Source organism: Bacillus paranthracis (assembly GCF_024296885.1).
Classification (GTDB): domain Bacteria; phylum Bacillota; class Bacilli; order Bacillales; family Bacillaceae_G; genus Bacillus_A; species Bacillus_A paranthracis.
In genome coordinates, this window is sequence record NZ_CP101135.1 from 3,447,589 (window position 1) to 3,461,500 (window position 13,912).

31 protein-coding genes are annotated in these 13,912 nt (G+C 34.5%); 3 read left to right on the forward strand and 28 right to left on the reverse strand.

Annotated elements, in window-relative coordinates:
* Positions 1–112: 112 nt before the first annotated feature.
* The 13 genes from NLJ82_RS17665 to NLJ82_RS17725 form a co-directional block, all read right to left on the reverse strand.
* Positions 113–490 carry an HNH endonuclease gene (locus NLJ82_RS17665; protein WP_001139457.1) on the reverse strand — a complete coding sequence of 126 codons (378 nt, stop codon included), beginning with the start codon at positions 488–490 and terminating at the stop codon, positions 113–115.
* Positions 480–734 carry a hypothetical protein gene (locus NLJ82_RS17670; protein WP_061185051.1) on the reverse strand — a complete coding sequence of 85 codons (255 nt, stop codon included), beginning with the start codon at positions 732–734 and terminating at the stop codon, positions 480–482. The genes NLJ82_RS17665 and NLJ82_RS17670 overlap by 11 nt, the downstream gene beginning before the upstream one ends.
* A gap of 13 nt (positions 735–747) precedes the next feature.
* On the reverse strand, positions 748–972 hold the full coding sequence (locus NLJ82_RS17675) for a hypothetical protein (RefSeq protein ID WP_061185052.1): 225 nt from the start codon (positions 970–972) through the stop codon (positions 748–750).
* A gap of 132 nt (positions 973–1,104) precedes the next feature.
* Positions 1,105–1,317: a hypothetical protein gene (locus tag NLJ82_RS17680; protein WP_061185053.1), complete on the reverse strand. Its 213-nt coding sequence runs from the start codon at positions 1,315–1,317 to the stop codon at positions 1,105–1,107.
* Positions 1,318–1,340: 23 nt separating this feature from the next.
* Positions 1,341–1,595: a hypothetical protein gene (locus tag NLJ82_RS17685; protein WP_061185054.1), complete on the reverse strand. Its 255-nt coding sequence runs from the start codon at positions 1,593–1,595 to the stop codon at positions 1,341–1,343.
* 730 nt (positions 1,596–2,325) lie between these two features.
* Entirely contained in the window at positions 2,326–2,868 is a 543-nt protein-coding gene (locus NLJ82_RS17690; RefSeq protein ID WP_001012162.1) for a site-specific integrase, read from the reverse strand.
* Complete coding sequence (locus NLJ82_RS17695) at positions 2,868–3,350, reverse strand: ArpU family phage packaging/lysis transcriptional regulator (RefSeq protein ID WP_061185055.1); 483 nt, start codon at positions 3,348–3,350, stop codon at positions 2,868–2,870. Before NLJ82_RS17695 ends, NLJ82_RS17690 begins: the two co-directional genes overlap by 1 nt.
* A 27-nt stretch (positions 3,351–3,377) precedes the next feature.
* Entirely contained in the window at positions 3,378–3,548 is a 171-nt protein-coding gene (locus NLJ82_RS17700; protein WP_061185056.1) for a hypothetical protein, read from the reverse strand.
* 115 nt (positions 3,549–3,663) lie between these two features.
* The gene (locus tag NLJ82_RS17705) at positions 3,664–3,786 is read right to left on the reverse strand and encodes a DUF3983 domain-containing protein (RefSeq protein ID WP_000645582.1); all 123 of its coding nucleotides are present in this window, start codon (positions 3,784–3,786) and stop codon (positions 3,664–3,666) included.
* 17 nt (positions 3,787–3,803) lie between these two features.
* Entirely contained in the window at positions 3,804–4,133 is a 330-nt protein-coding gene (locus NLJ82_RS17710) for a hypothetical protein (RefSeq protein WP_061185057.1), read from the reverse strand.
* A gap of 26 nt (positions 4,134–4,159) precedes the next feature.
* Positions 4,160–4,348, reverse strand: coding sequence for a hypothetical protein (locus tag NLJ82_RS17715; protein WP_061185058.1), 189 nt, complete (start codon positions 4,346–4,348; stop codon positions 4,160–4,162).
* A 246-nt stretch (positions 4,349–4,594) separates the two neighbouring features.
* Positions 4,595–4,870 carry a hypothetical protein gene (locus NLJ82_RS17720; protein WP_061185060.1) on the reverse strand — a complete coding sequence of 92 codons (276 nt, stop codon included), beginning with the start codon at positions 4,868–4,870 and terminating at the stop codon, positions 4,595–4,597.
* Between the two features lie 97 nt (positions 4,871–4,967).
* Positions 4,968–5,231, reverse strand: coding sequence for a hypothetical protein (locus NLJ82_RS17725; protein ID WP_061185061.1), 264 nt, complete (start codon positions 5,229–5,231; stop codon positions 4,968–4,970).
* Positions 5,232–5,476: 245 nt separating this feature from the next.
* Here NLJ82_RS17725 and NLJ82_RS17730 point away from each other — a divergent pair, with 245 nt between their 5' ends.
* Both NLJ82_RS17730 and NLJ82_RS17735 read left to right on the forward strand, forming a co-directional pair.
* Positions 5,477–5,725: a hypothetical protein gene (locus tag NLJ82_RS17730; protein WP_061185062.1), complete on the forward strand. Its 249-nt coding sequence runs from the start codon at positions 5,477–5,479 to the stop codon at positions 5,723–5,725.
* Between the two features lie 1,689 nt (positions 5,726–7,414).
* Positions 7,415–7,714 (forward strand): lactate permease, encoded by a 300-nt coding sequence (locus NLJ82_RS17735; RefSeq protein WP_061185063.1) that lies wholly within the window; start codon positions 7,415–7,417, stop codon positions 7,712–7,714.
* On the opposite strand, the gene NLJ82_RS17740 is transcribed toward NLJ82_RS17735, so the two are convergent.
* The 14 genes from NLJ82_RS17740 to NLJ82_RS17805 all read right to left on the reverse strand — a co-directional run bounded on the left by NLJ82_RS17740 (position 7,711) and on the right by NLJ82_RS17805 (position 13,101).
* Positions 7,711–7,926 carry a Thoeris anti-defense Tad2 family protein gene (locus tag NLJ82_RS17740; RefSeq protein WP_061185064.1) on the reverse strand — a complete coding sequence of 72 codons (216 nt, stop codon included), beginning with the start codon at positions 7,924–7,926 and terminating at the stop codon, positions 7,711–7,713. The genes NLJ82_RS17735 and NLJ82_RS17740 overlap by 4 nt on opposite strands.
* A 91-nt stretch (positions 7,927–8,017) precedes the next feature.
* On the reverse strand, positions 8,018–8,500 hold the full coding sequence (locus tag NLJ82_RS17745; protein WP_061185065.1) for a nucleoside triphosphate pyrophosphohydrolase family protein: 483 nt from the start codon (positions 8,498–8,500) through the stop codon (positions 8,018–8,020).
* Positions 8,501–8,519: 19 nt separating this feature from the next.
* Positions 8,520–8,771 carry a helix-turn-helix domain containing protein gene (locus NLJ82_RS17750; RefSeq protein ID WP_254754542.1) on the reverse strand — a complete coding sequence of 84 codons (252 nt, stop codon included), beginning with the start codon at positions 8,769–8,771 and terminating at the stop codon, positions 8,520–8,522.
* Between the two features lie 25 nt (positions 8,772–8,796).
* Positions 8,797–8,964, reverse strand: a complete 168-nt coding sequence (locus NLJ82_RS17755) for a DUF3954 domain-containing protein (RefSeq protein ID WP_000717826.1) — start codon at positions 8,962–8,964, stop codon at positions 8,797–8,799.
* A 19-nt stretch (positions 8,965–8,983) separates the two neighbouring features.
* Positions 8,984–9,343 (reverse strand): hypothetical protein, encoded by a 360-nt coding sequence (locus tag NLJ82_RS17760; RefSeq protein WP_001125952.1) that lies wholly within the window; start codon positions 9,341–9,343, stop codon positions 8,984–8,986.
* Positions 9,336–9,614, reverse strand: a complete 279-nt coding sequence (locus NLJ82_RS17765) for an AbrB/MazE/SpoVT family DNA-binding domain-containing protein (RefSeq protein WP_061185067.1) — start codon at positions 9,612–9,614, stop codon at positions 9,336–9,338. The genes NLJ82_RS17760 and NLJ82_RS17765 overlap by 8 nt, the downstream gene beginning before the upstream one ends.
* Before the next feature lie 15 nt (positions 9,615–9,629).
* A complete protein-coding gene (locus NLJ82_RS17770; protein WP_061185068.1) occupies positions 9,630–9,824 on the reverse strand; it encodes a hypothetical protein in 195 nt (64 codons plus the stop codon).
* A 2-nt stretch (positions 9,825–9,826) separates the two neighbouring features.
* Positions 9,827–10,690 carry an ATP-binding protein gene (locus NLJ82_RS17775; protein ID WP_061185069.1) on the reverse strand — a complete coding sequence of 288 codons (864 nt, stop codon included), beginning with the start codon at positions 10,688–10,690 and terminating at the stop codon, positions 9,827–9,829.
* Positions 10,638–11,417 carry a DnaD domain protein gene (locus NLJ82_RS17780; RefSeq protein WP_254754544.1) on the reverse strand — a complete coding sequence of 260 codons (780 nt, stop codon included), beginning with the start codon at positions 11,415–11,417 and terminating at the stop codon, positions 10,638–10,640. Before NLJ82_RS17780 ends, NLJ82_RS17775 begins: the two co-directional genes overlap by 53 nt.
* A gap of 4 nt (positions 11,418–11,421) precedes the next feature.
* On the reverse strand, positions 11,422–11,598 hold the full coding sequence (locus tag NLJ82_RS17785) for a hypothetical protein (RefSeq protein WP_061185071.1): 177 nt from the start codon (positions 11,596–11,598) through the stop codon (positions 11,422–11,424).
* A gap of 29 nt (positions 11,599–11,627) precedes the next feature.
* On the reverse strand, positions 11,628–11,792 hold the full coding sequence (locus tag NLJ82_RS17790; protein WP_061185072.1) for a hypothetical protein: 165 nt from the start codon (positions 11,790–11,792) through the stop codon (positions 11,628–11,630).
* Between the two features lie 12 nt (positions 11,793–11,804).
* Positions 11,805–12,065 (reverse strand): group-specific protein, encoded by a 261-nt coding sequence (locus NLJ82_RS17795; protein ID WP_061185073.1) that lies wholly within the window; start codon positions 12,063–12,065, stop codon positions 11,805–11,807.
* A 31-nt stretch (positions 12,066–12,096) separates the two neighbouring features.
* Complete coding sequence (locus NLJ82_RS17800; protein ID WP_061185074.1) at positions 12,097–12,828, reverse strand: ORF6C domain-containing protein; 732 nt, start codon at positions 12,826–12,828, stop codon at positions 12,097–12,099.
* Positions 12,829–12,897: 69 nt separating this feature from the next.
* Positions 12,898–13,101, reverse strand: coding sequence for a helix-turn-helix domain-containing protein (locus NLJ82_RS17805; RefSeq protein ID WP_000593840.1), 204 nt, complete (start codon positions 13,099–13,101; stop codon positions 12,898–12,900).
* A gap of 199 nt (positions 13,102–13,300) precedes the next feature.
* On the opposite strand from NLJ82_RS17805, the gene NLJ82_RS17810 reads away from it, so the two are divergent.
* Positions 13,301–13,648 carry a helix-turn-helix domain-containing protein gene (locus NLJ82_RS17810; RefSeq protein WP_001015177.1) on the forward strand — a complete coding sequence of 116 codons (348 nt, stop codon included), beginning with the start codon at positions 13,301–13,303 and terminating at the stop codon, positions 13,646–13,648.
* A gap of 5 nt (positions 13,649–13,653) precedes the next feature.
* On the opposite strand, the gene NLJ82_RS17815 is transcribed toward NLJ82_RS17810, so the two are convergent.
* Positions 13,654–13,803, reverse strand: coding sequence for a hypothetical protein (locus NLJ82_RS17815; protein ID WP_201027916.1), 150 nt, complete (start codon positions 13,801–13,803; stop codon positions 13,654–13,656).
* Positions 13,804–13,912 lie beyond the last annotated feature (109 nt).

A 13,912-nucleotide genomic window follows, 5' to 3' on the forward strand; every position in this document is an offset into this window, starting at 1 on the left:
CCTTTTGTAGAATAAAACGAACTTTTTGCACGGAAAGCTAGGCGGCGGTCTCCAGGGAGTCGCCTTTTGCTTTTTCATGGTGGGGGGTTGTTTATGAATTTTTTCTTTCGAATTATTTTTTGTTTTTCTTTTCATCTTCTTTTGTTTTCTTATTGTGGCAAGCATGACAAAGTGTTTGTAAATTAGATGGTTCTAATCGTTTTGACCAATCAACACGAATAGGTATGATATGATCGACCACATCACCTATCTTAATGATATCCTTGCTTCTACATTGAACACATAGACCATGATCTCTACGATAAATAAGCTCACGCATATCCTTCCACAATCTTGAGTTGTAGAATGAACGTGAGCTTTTGTTTCGAATATGTTTGTCGTAATATCTTACAGTTTCTTTTTCCTTTTCGATATGTTTAGCGCAATACTTATCCCGTGTTAGTTCGTTGCAACCTAACGACTTGCACGGCTTGAATGGTTTACTTGGCACCTTCCATCCTCTTCCTTAACCGTTTCATTTCATCCCCGATGGTCAGATTCTTTTTATTTATCCGTTCATGACACTTAGCTATATCCGCTTGGTGCTTACGAATCTTATCGTTCACATATGCAGCGACATGCTCATGGCCACAATGAGGACAAATATAGAAACACTTCTCAATCTTTTTTGGAAGTTGTGTTACTTGTGGTTGCATATCGTAATCTTCATTACAGTTAGAACAGTAGACTTGCATTTATCCTCACTCCTTATTCTTCTAATAAACCATGAATAAGTTTATTTATTGCACTTACACTAGATTCTCTCATCTCATTTATTGTTGTATTATTAGCGATTTGTTCAGTTGTTTCAACGAATTGCTCTAATGAATGTTTACTCATACACTTCTCAAGATAATTCCCAAACTCATCCTCACCTAATGCCACATTAAACATACTAATAACAACCGCTATCTCAGTCTTAGTTAATTCCATCACCTTCACCTCATTTGAAAGAATATTCCGATTATATATTTACAAATAAATACAAGTTGTTATAATAGAGTTAACATTGCCATCTGGAAAAGTAATTCGCCCCCATGCGAGTTGCTTTTCCTTTTTTTATGGCTATTGTTTTAAAAATTCATCTATTGTTTTACCTAGCAAACTAATCATTGCTTCTCTCTTTTGTTTAGGTGTTGTATTATCTTCCAACTCATTAAAGATTGGAATTGCACTTTCTAATTTCTGTTTATCAATACGCTCATTCACAAGATCCTGTCCTAACATTGAAATGAATGTACCAATTGCAACCGCTTGTTCTTGTTTAGTTAGCTTCATTAGCTATCTCCCCCTACATTTCCTTAACATGTTCTTGAAGCTATTTCCCTTTCTGTTTCCGAAATTCTCGTAATACCTTCAGCTATTTTCCTTCCGTTTATAAGAACAGGAACTTCTATTTCAATTGAATTGTTCTTATTAGTAAGCCTACCCATAACACTTTCAAACTTCTCTAATGCAGCCACACATTCATTGGCAGCTTCAGTTACTTCTTTAATCTCTTCTAATGCTTCAGTTGTATGCGCAGTTACTTCAATAATTAATTTGTTATTGGCCATTTTGTGAATCCTCCTTATCAGCTTTCGTTGCTAGTCCTGCTTCTAACATAGTTACTCTTCGAACTAGATCTACAATCGTTTATTCCAGTCCAGTAACTTGCATTCTTAATTCAACAATTCCTAATTTTATTTCGTTGTTTGGATTATCCATCCCTCATCCTCCTCCAAAATAAATAGCACCCGAATGGATGCTTTATGATTAATTATTTGTTTACACTTCAATTACGGTAAATGAAGTTTTATTCTTCTCCCAATTACCTAATGTCGTTATATTCATCTGCTGCAGCAATATTAAGTAACTGGAAGAAGAGCAAAAGCCCTTCTTCGCTTGAATAACATAAATTGCAGTTGAATATGAAATCAAGAAACAACTATTCATCCAATCTGCAACCATCGCCACCGGTCATGACAATCCATTTTCATTATCAGGAATTTTGTGAGAAATGTTTTCCGCCACTTCTCACAATACAAATATATCACGTTGATTCCAAAACAACCGGCACATTTCCTGCCAAAAAGCGGTCACGAATCTGCCACTTATTTTATCTTTTCTAACTGACTCTCACTCTTATGTGGTTTTTACTAATGACTTACCCATATCTTATATTGTGTGTAACTGACCCCTTCGCCAAATCCCTTGATATCATTGACTTAATTAAACTTTCCCTTTTGAGTTACACAGTACAAAATTTATGAGTAACTGTATAGATTCAAAAAGAAAAAGCAATGCTTAGATTTTAAACCTAGTCATTGCTTTATCCATTGCATCTTGGTTTACCCCTATATAACGTAATGTGACCTTCTCTGACGAGTGATTGAATATCTCCATGAGTAATGCTATGTTTTTCGTTTGCATGTACATATGGTACCCGTACGTCTTTCTCAGCGTATGTGTGCCTATTTCATCTAATCCAAACTCTGCCGCTGCTCCACTTAATATCTTATATGCCATGCTGCGCCCAATAGGACGATTCTTCCCCTGTCTACTTTGTAATAAATACTCATGATCTTCTCTTTCTTCAATAAACCATTTAAGCTCCCTTTTAAGAGATGCGGTAATTTGTATTCGTTTCTGCTTCCCTGTTTTCTTTTCCCTCATGGATATATGACTGCCTTTAACATCTCCTACCTTAAGTTTCAGAATATCTGAGATTCTAAGGCCTGTATTAATGCCCATAATAAAGAGAATGTAATTACGTAAGCTCTTTTCCTTAAAATACTCTTTAAGCTGCTGTATTTGCTCTGGATCACGTATCGGCTGAACAAAATTCATTATTCATTACCTCCAGTTTCTTCAGTCTCATAAACCTCTAACCTAAGAGCAAAAGCAAGTTTATAAAACACTCTAGCCTTAACTCGTCGATAAGTACGCTCACTCATGCCAAGTTCGTTATACACCATATAATCGCATACATATTCATCTTCTAAATAACGCTTAATAATAATGTTTCTTTGGTCCTTTCCAGCACGCCCATTGCCTAATCGACTAAGAAACTGGTCAATGCGAAATGATGTTTGCTTAATCCACTCTTCTCGTTTACTTTGCTGTATATTAGCCATTGCGACATCTTCTAATGGCTTTCCTACATCATTTGTAGGTCCGTGATATCTAATTTCATAAGAAGGAGTGACTTTCATTTCTTCACGCATCATTCCAAACTGTCTATATAAACGTACGCTTTCCAGAACACCTTCTAATTTTTTCTGCGTTGCTACTCTATCGATTTTTGGTAAGAAAGATAATTGTTTAGTCATGTAAGACCACTCCTTTATATTTTTAAATTACTTTTGTCTTAATGCTCCACGTCTGCGTTCATATCGTGGTCCACGAATCCCCATTAAATCTTCAATATCACGAGTGCTTAATTTCTCTTTTCGTTTTTTCTTCTTTTTCTTCTTTGCTTGTTTCGATTGTTTTTCCCACTCACGTAACTGATCTCTTAGCACCTTCATTTCCCCATCTCCCTTTCCAAAATAAAAAGGACACCTATTCCTAAAACAGCTGTAATTGCTGCTTTAATGAATTGGTGTCCTCTAGTTTTCTAGCCGGACTATATTTTGTTTACATTTACTTTAAAATACCAGCTTGTACAAAAATGTTTCTCCAAGCTTTATTAACTTGATACTTCTCAACATCTTTTGCACGACGAGCAATCGCTTTTCTGATTTTTCTTTTCTTCAAAGCTTTCATTCTCCTAACCTCACTTTCTATTCTTCAACGTAATATTGCCTCATCCAATACACACACAGTACTATCGCAGCTATATCCCAAAGTGAATCTAAATATTTTTGTGATAAAAATTGATTTGCAACTTCTAATCCATTCTCAATAGCTGTTATAGTGAAAAGCATTGCTGCCCATTTTTTAACTCGACCATTTTCAATTACAAGTACAATGGCTATCAAAAGTGTCGCTCCACCTAACGTGTCCGCTACATCCCACCACTTCTTCTGTATCGCTGCTATAATTGCTAATCCCACATGAAGGGCAATAAGTAACGAGAATAAATGGTTATAGATCTTGTTATTTGGTAACATATTTTTCTCTCTTTCTATTCAAAGGATTATTTTGTTTGGTTTTGATTATCTACAATCAATTCGTATTCCGTTACTACAAATTCCCAAAAGTAATTTTCAGTTGATGCGACCATTTCTTTTCCTGCTGTCTCCGCTGCGGCTTCATTTTTAAACACACCATATACTTCACTCTCGTTATTATCTTCAAGTAACTCAAGTACAAAGACCTTGTCCATTTTCTTCTTCCTCCCCTGAATAAAACTCAATATTCCGTCAATACTGTAGATGGAGGAATTTTTACATACCCATTAATTCCTCCCTTTCTTTAAGGGTTGGACAGTTAGTTTCCGCTAGCTGTCCTTTATTCATTTGAATAATTACCATAACTTTGTGCATACTATCTATAAGCTGCTTTCTTAACAGTGTTGGCAGCCCGGAATCTTTTGTCAAAACGGAGCGGTCAGCTTTTGCTAGCCGCTCTTTTATTTTTTTACAACGTTTTTTGGACAAGCACGTAAAATGTATGGCAACTCTCCTGTTTTAGATAAACCAAAGTCCCCTAATCTCGATACCGTTACCACGGTATATTCTTCCCCTTTATAGAGAACTTTTTCACCTTTTAAAATACCGTTATAACCAACTATCCTGTTGTATCCATACATTGTTACACCTTTTAATTTCTTATCAAGTTCAATCATTGCAATTGTTTTAATGCCATCATCATTCTCTTCTGCTTCACGCCACTTTATATCTTCCAATCTTTATTCCCCCTTGAATAAATCTCAAAATCTTGTCCATACTATAAGTAACACTTAATGATTGAACTTCCTTCTTAACGTTTCTTTCGCAGAGCAGTTAGCTTTTGCTAGCTGCTCTTTTATATTCCTGTAATTCCTTCTCGAGTCTTTCAATATGTTCATCCCTTACTTGAACATCATCTTTTAAAAACTCAATTTCCTCTTTAAGTTTCATCCGTTCGTTAAACAATTGGCGATATTCATGTATAGACGATTCACGACCTGCTCTAAGAAGCTCAATTTCTTTATTCCTCAGTTCAATCTGTTTTACAGCATGATCGAAATCATCTTTTAATAATTGATACTTTGTAGAGCCTTTCACCCTAGCACCTCATTTCTCTACAAAATGAAATTTTTGTTTAGTTTCACTGGTATTAGTGGCAATAATACCACTAAAGTAATATGTCAAATCTATATTCTTGTCACATTTTTGTAAAAATTTTAAATTTATTTTCGTAATCTACATAATATGACATTTTTTTCTTTTTTCTATCGATATAATCAGGTTGTCTATCAAACTTAATAGAAAAATTGATAGAAACACACTAATAGAATGGAGATGTTTTTATGTTTAAAAAGTTAGCTATTGGAACATTTACAATGGGTATTATGTTCTCTGGTGTTACCGGTGTATCAGCGGCACAAATAAATGATGTACCGTCGAAAGCTTCTGCTAGCTCATGTAAAAATGTAAAGCATAAATTTTCCGAGTTATTTGATTCCAAACCTCCCCAAAAATATACAAAGAACGGGGTTAAAGGAACTCTGGTTTGCACTGAAGAAAGTATAGTTGGTTATATTGGCTATTATAATTAATAAGTAATCTAACCATAAAAGTTAGATTATTTGAATCCCTCACCACTTTTATAATTGGCGAGGGATTTTCATTTAAAATACACCTACATATCCTTCTCTTCCCATTTAAATAGCGTTTTTGTATAAATTTATTTCAAAGCACGAAACTCTTCTGCAACCCGTTCGCATAAATAAGAAATCTCGTTCGGATCAGATACCGTCATCACAAGTAAATCATCATAATCCTTATAATCCTCCATTAATGGAAGCAAGCGCTCTCTACACAATGCCTATTGCTCTAAAAGTTCATCCTTTTCTTCTTTTAACTTTTTGGCTTTTCTTTTGAGTTGCTCGTGTTCATACTGAGAACAGCGCATAACACCTTCTAATTTATCTTTCATTTATAACTCTCCCTTTTCTCTAAAATAACGATTTTGTTAAAATTTGATTCACTCTTTATTTTCAACTTCCATATACTTATACGGACTATAAAAAAAAATACACAATATAGCTCTTGGTCAAAGAGCGCCATAAGCCCTAATGGTGCTCTTTTCTATTCAAATTAAGAATTTGTTCACTTTATTGATACATTTATGAAACAATCATATGTTATCTTCAATATGTTCTTTTCTCTTTATAATACCGTGTGAGATATACTCAGACTTGAAGCCCTAGACCCCCTAACTCTAGGGCTTCTCTCTATTCAAATAACGAGTTTGTTTGTTTATTTATCTTCACATTCACAATCATGCAAATCTCCACCACATTCATTACAAACACAATCACAAAACGCTATTTCTTTATCACACTGATTACAATATTCGATTGATGAGTATGCCATTTTATTCCCTCCATATCCTTTATCACTAAATGCAAATATCGAGTTGCAACTTTAATTAACTTAGTGCTATAATTCGAGAGATCAATAGTTACATTCACTGATCAACCTCATGTAATTTTAATAAAAGTTCTCAAGATTCAGCCCCTAGCAGCGCACCGTTAGGGGCTGAACTCTTTTAAATAAAGACTTTATATAAATTTTTTCACCTTTTAATCAGACAAGCATATATTATTGTGTAGGGCACTCCAGTCCATACGTTCAAACCTTTTAGTCTAGAAGCACACTTATATGTGTGCTCTTTTTTTATTTAATTCCCATTCATCTTTTTGATTTCTTCGAATACATTAATATCACAAGAAATTCTACATGGTGCTCTGGTCAAGTTACCTTGAATTTCTTACACACCTTAGGGGAAGAATCCATTCATAAAAAATGGGTTCTTTTATTTTTTTCCTCACACAATAAAAATTTTGTTTCAAATGTATTCACTCTTTATTTTCAGCTTCCATATACTTATACGGACTATAAAAAATACAAAATATAGTTCTTGGTCCAAGAGCACCGTTAGGGCAAATGGTGCTCTTTTCGATTCAAATAATGCTTTTGTATATAATTATTTAGTTATTTTTCTAATCACAAATTCATAATTATTATGGAGGAACTTAAACAATCTGCTTAAGTTTCCTTATAACACTCCTGCAAATTGAAGTTGGGCACTATTTTAATGGTGCTCTTTTTTAATAAAATTCAAATTTGGTCTTACTTTACACCTACACGTGCTTAACTTGCTTCTCGACTAAATTCCCCATAAAATTCTCATTTATTGTAATTTTCTTGATATAATTCCCCATAGAGGGGAGGTGTAATTAATGAAAATAACTAAGCTTTCAGAAAAACTACTAAAATACATGGTAACTGAGTATAAAAACCATGGGACAGATATGTTCTCTTTTGAAACATTTAAAGAGTTGTGCCAAAATGAGACTGATGATTTTATTTCGAAAGCACTCTATCGTTTGCGAGATGAAGATTTAGTCTCTGTGTATGCAGCAGACAATGTCGCCTATAACACTGTCTTACTTCCACAAGGGATTGCATATTGTGAAGAAAATAATTTTTTAAAAACCGGATACAAAATTGCAAAAGAAGCAAGATCATGGCTACCTTAATCAACAATAATCCAATCATCTGCAATTAAATCATCTGCGCAGGGATTCCACGCCCTGCGCGGTTTAAATTCATTGGGATTAATTGGGTAGCTCCCACACAACTCATACGTATTTGTTGGCTTAATCTTGACCTTAAAGGTCTTTATAAAGTGTAATCGTGAAATAAATTTACTTTGTTCCATCGCTAACTTAGTAGCTTCTTGTATATTCATTATTTTCCCACCTCGTTTTCTGTTATTTGATAGAAATCTGCTGAATTTTTCATATTTTCATATCTCCTTTTTATACAAATTTAATTTTGTCTTACTTTACATCTACACGTGCTTGACTTGCTTCTCGACTAAATCCATCCGGATATCTTTTTGCTAGTTTTGCAATATTCATTTCAGCAATATCTTGTAACGTATATCCCAGTTCGTGCGCCATAATCGATACATAATACATAATGTCTCCAAGTTCTAAGGCTAATTTATAAGTGTTTCCGTCCTCTTCTCCCGGACAATGCGATGGTTGGAAGCCATGTCCGTGATAAATTGCTTTTTTAACAATATCAGCCACTTCACCAGCTTCTCCTGTAAGTCCTAAAGCCGCATTAGAAACACGTCCTCCAAAATCAGTTTTGTTATTCCAAGTGCGTAAAGTTGCTTCTTGATAATCGTTTAATTCGCCAATTGATAAAATGCTTGCAATCTGTAAAACAGTAGCTTCTTTTATAACCTGTTCACCTTTTCTTGCTTCACTAATTAATTTAGTTGCTTCCAATACACCGTTTTCCATAACGTTCATTTTGTTTTCCCCTTCCTATTTAGCAAATTCCTAATCCTGTCGGACGATTTTTAATTAAATACTTATCAGCCTGATCTATTACAAGGAGCGCAACTTCCGCTTGGTGTCTCCTTAGTGCTTCTGCCATCTCTGGTAAACTCATACCTTGATTCCACATTTCACGAAAACGAATTACATCTCTTTCATCCCAAATGAAGTTAGCTTCTTCTAAAGCGATGTAAATTTTCAATCTCGATTCCTTCATCGCCTCATGATTTCTTGCTACACTCATAAGCGAACCTACTTTCTAAAAATGATTATTTTATCTTTTCAGTAAACTTAGTATCCACACGGTCGACTTTACCGTTTACCCAAACCGCAACTTGCTCACCAAATCCGCTCATTGGTGGATTTACTGCTGTTACATTTCCGTCCTTCACTATTAAAAGCTTGTTGCTGCTAACATCAATTTCTATTTTTTTCATATGTCCATCTCCCTTTTTACTACCTCATGTACTCTACAACATCAGGTTTAAAACCACTTCCTAAATAAATCCGTACCGGGATAATTTCTTTTTTATCCCTTGCTGCCTTACATAACTCTTCCGCTGTATCCCAACTAAAAAACTTATCTACAGCGCGTTGGAATCTCCAAATTGCCATTACATATTGTTCAAAGATGTCATAGCGATCATCTTGTTTAGTTGTGCGTGGTAACTCATCCGTACCCTTTGCATTTCTTGGAACCTGGACACGTACATCTGTATATGTAACGCGTCCATTTCCTTTTTTTACATTGGCTTTCATTACATCGAACTCACAAATCGCTGGCTCTACATCGAAAATATTCAATTGTTTAGGCATGTACCTTCACACTCTTTTCAAGAATGTCCAGTAATTCAGTTGCTCCTTCTTTACTTAGAAACATTCTTCCATCTAGCAATTCCATGTTTGATTCAGAAACTTCACCTGTTACAAAACATGACTTTTCATGTTTTCTTAAAACGATGTTTTCCCCGTCAACATGAAAGTCTAATGCCGTTCCTTCAGCAATCCCTAAAGTTCTGCGTAACTCTACCGGAATTACTACACGCCCTAGCTCATCTACATTTCTTGCAACACCTGTATTTTTCATATCTTTCTCCCCCTGTTAACTAACTTTTTGTTGTTTGTTACGACGTAACTCTTGTTTCATGGATTCGAATTTTATTAACCATGCTCGCCAACGCTTATCATTTTCTGCTTGCTGTTGCTTTGCTATTTCACAATTACAACCGTTCGTTTCAATTACACCTGGATAAGTTTCTTTAAGAATAATTCCTGTATCATGACATAATACACACATGCTTATTCCTCCTTTTTGAAGTTTCGTAAACTGTAATTTTCACCATACATTTTCAGCACTTGAGTATCTTCCATAATCCGACTAAACTCACGTTCTCCATACATTCCAGCTAACTCCATAACTCCAAAGTTTGTTGTGAATAAGTTCGTTCTGCCTAATCTGCGTTCTAGAATGTCCTTTGTTTTCGTTTTCTTCCAAGTAACTCCCTCGGCATCCTTTTCCGTGAACTCGGCTCCAAAGTCATCTAATACAAGTACATCCACATTTGCGAGGATAGACATTAGCTTGTCCTCAGTTAATTCGCTATTTTTATTCCACGTAGATGTAATTTTTGTAAAGAGTGCGTTCATTTCTATAAACATTGCGCTATAGCCTTTTCTCATAATTTCTTTTGTAGCTGCTACACATAAATGACTCTTCCCAACTCTGTAATTACCTGTAATCACAATGCTTTCTGACTTGTTAGGCTCAAAGTTTCTAGCAAAATCCATCATTACTTCTTTAGCCTTTGCTAATTCCTTTGTAGGTGGTTCATAGCTATCAAATGTCGCCTTTTTCAATTTAGGATTAATAAGGCTGTTATCTGAAAACGAATCGTATAAATGAATAATTTCGTTTTTCTTCTTAATAGCCAATGTTTCTTTTGCAAGTTGTTGGTCTTCTTGCTCTACCGATCTACATTGCGGACAAAATTCTTCATTTGTTTTTGTATCTATAAGTAAACGTTTATTACAAACATCTTTAATTTTGTCTTTTCCGACCAAGAAAACATTTGTACATCTATTAGGAGACAACATATAACTTTGAGCAAATTTACTCAAAATCGTATTTTTCGATGAAGCTACTGTTTTTCCTAACGCTTGCATTGTTTTTCTCTCCTTTTTTACCTTTGTTTTTAAACTCTATTTCTGCTGCATTCACGTCAGCTAAAGTACGAATGTTTTTGTTGACCCACTGTTTTAAAATACCCTCAGCATAATTCCATTTCTTCTGCTGCTTCAAAGCACGTTCCATAGCTGCTTGTACAAGTTCTTCGCTTGTATCGTTTACCCATTGAGCAATACTTTCGGCTATGAATGAATTTAAAATACCGAAATTATTTTCGTAGAAAGAGAAGATGCTACTACTACTTTGTATATTAGTACTTAGTTCTTTAGTATTTAGTTCTTTAGTATTTAGTAGCTCGGGATTTTCCACCGGTGGTTTTTCCACTGGTGGCTTTACCTCTGGTGGAATTTCCACTGGTGGCTTTACCTCTGGTGGAATTTCCACTGGTGGCTTTTCCGCCACTGGGTCATTTTGTGGAACTTCATATATGATTGTTTCCCACTTAATAATTTTGTTGTTATCATCTCTCACTGGAAATCTTTTAAGATACCCATATTCCTTTAGTTCTTTCATTCCAGCTCTTAAACTATCTAGCCCATCCTTTGCATGCCTAGATAATTCTTCTCTATAAAAAACCCAATCATCAGGAAGTGTAAGAATATACGCTAAAATCCCTTTTGCTTTCCAACTTAATCTTTTATCTTTAAGACCTGTATTATTTATTGTCGTGTAGTTCTTATCTTTATTAACTCGAAAAGTAGCCATTCATTTACCTCCTCGTACAAACTGCCACATATGCTTGTCCACTTTGGATAATGCGTTGTATTTCATAATGTGGATACCCAACCTTAAAGTACCTTTCAATCATTCGTTTTAATTCATCTTTGCTTTTTGCTAAGTCCCAAAATCTATTAGGTAATAGCACTTGATATTCAATTAAATCCATGTACTATTTCCCTACTTTCCGTGATATACTTATAACAACTTATTTTTACTAAAGGACCCATTGCCGTGGGTCTTTTTATTTTGTTTTACGTCACTCCAAGCCCATCTTTTTATCGGTTCATAAGTGATGTATCCTAATCCAATACTACATGCGATAAACATTGCGAATGCTACTAATGATGTTGTATCTTCCACCAGATCACCTCCTTATCTTTCAGATAGCCATTGCAAAAGAAACTCTTTAGCTTTTTGAGATGGAAAGTACCATTTTGAACCAACTTTAAATTTTGGGAACCTCGGATCAAAGAAAAACTCTTTTTGAATTGTGTTCCAACTCATACATGTTCTTCTTTTCAATTCATTTGTGTCCCAAAATACTAACTCCGCATCGACAGTCCTTACTTTTTCTTCGACTTTTTCTAAGTAAATTTTTCTAACTTCTTTTTCATCAACTTGCACACTAATCATTTTTTGAATCTCCTTTTCTATAAAGTATCTATTAAGAAATGAAATCATCTAATGCACCAGGTCTTTCTGGTGGATACCATCCTGCGATAAATCGCATAGCATTTTGATAATATTTCCTTGGGATTTTATCGTATTTGGCTACACCAAAATGTCTTTTCAGTGCGCCATATATTCCCTGATACGATGCATTGACATAACCTTCTTTTTTAAGTTCAAAAACACGTTGTTTTACCTTACGCTGCACAGCTCCTTTATGTTGCTCGGTAAGCCATAGTTCGTTATCTACTAAAAGTTTCATTTTGCTCATTTCTTCTTCTGTGTGATCTTGTCGTGATTTTATTTGTTTGAGTTCAGTCATACTATAGATAATTGCATCTTCAACACTTTTAGGTTGTTGCTGTAACTTTTGGATGTACTCTTTCATTCTCTTAAATTCTTGTAAGAACTTAATTTTCATTTTCATTGCTTCTGGTGTTATGTAACTCATTGCAACAATTGCGAATGCATCTTCTGTAAGATTAAATTTTGGATACCATTGTTTATTTTGATAATGCTGGTATTGGGTATGCTCAAAGTTGAGCTGCCCCCATTCCATTTCATTTGCTTCAGCCAATTTTTCTAACTGGACCTCAACATCTCGAATTACATTTTTATGTTCTTTCCCAAACATTTGAGCCATTGTTAAACTGTCTGTAACAACTTGGCTTCCTTCCATAAAAACAAACTCACTTACTGGATGGTGCAAAACTTGTAATTGTTTCATTATTCTTCTCCTCTCTCTAGTGGTTAAATTAAAGTTAACTTTTGATTAAAAAAATAAGGTAACTATTGGTTATCCTACTAATAAATCATCAACTTTTATTTCATATAACTTTGCTAACATCCCTAATTTAGATACACTTGGTTGCCTGTCTCCAGATTCTAGCAGCGAATATGCACCTTTGTGTGTATAACCTAGGTATTTCGCTACAAAATGTTGACTATAACCATGTTGTTCCCTTAAGGATTTCACCTTCTCTGTATTAAGTTTTATCATGTCATCACCTTTTGTTTAATTCGTTAATTTGAGTATACACAAAGGTTAACTTAAAGTAAACCACTAAATATTAAAAAATTTAAAGGTTGTCTTAGAGTTAACTTTTCTGTTACATTTTATATAGAATATTACTGTAGTACTATTACAGTAAAACACAATATCGGAGTATCTACGTTGCTGTAGAAGGGGAGAATTTTATATGAATCATGAACTAATTAGTCGGAGGGTAAAAGAAATTAGGACTGAAATATTAAAGATGAGTCAAAGAGAATTTTCTGAGGCATTAGGGGTTAGCAAACCTCTTATATCTATGTGGGAAAATATTAATAATGAAAAAGGCCCCTCTAAGGAGATGGCGATTAAAATAGCAAGATTGGCAAATATATCCGTAGCTTACGTACTGGGAGAATCCGATGAAAAGAACTCTATTACGAGTGTTCAAGATGAATTCGAAGAACTAATAACTCAATTTAGAGAAAAAGATCCCGAAAAACAAAAAGAAATCATGAAATTATTTAAAGACTTAATGAAAATAACAGGCGATTAATAGCTTTAACAGCTACTGATCGCCTGTTTTATTTTTAATATTATTTTAATGGATTTTTCATCACCTTCGTGCGCTGCTTTCATTACATCCAATAATTGTGATTCAAATTCCACAACTTCTTTTAATGTTACGTTCTCTAATTTCTCTTTTCTCATCCCTAAGCCCCCAGTATTCTTATATAATTTGTGAATGTTTCACAAACTATAACTATTTTTCAAATTCGAAATTTAGTTAAGAGTCCTATAAACGACGAATGCGATTGCC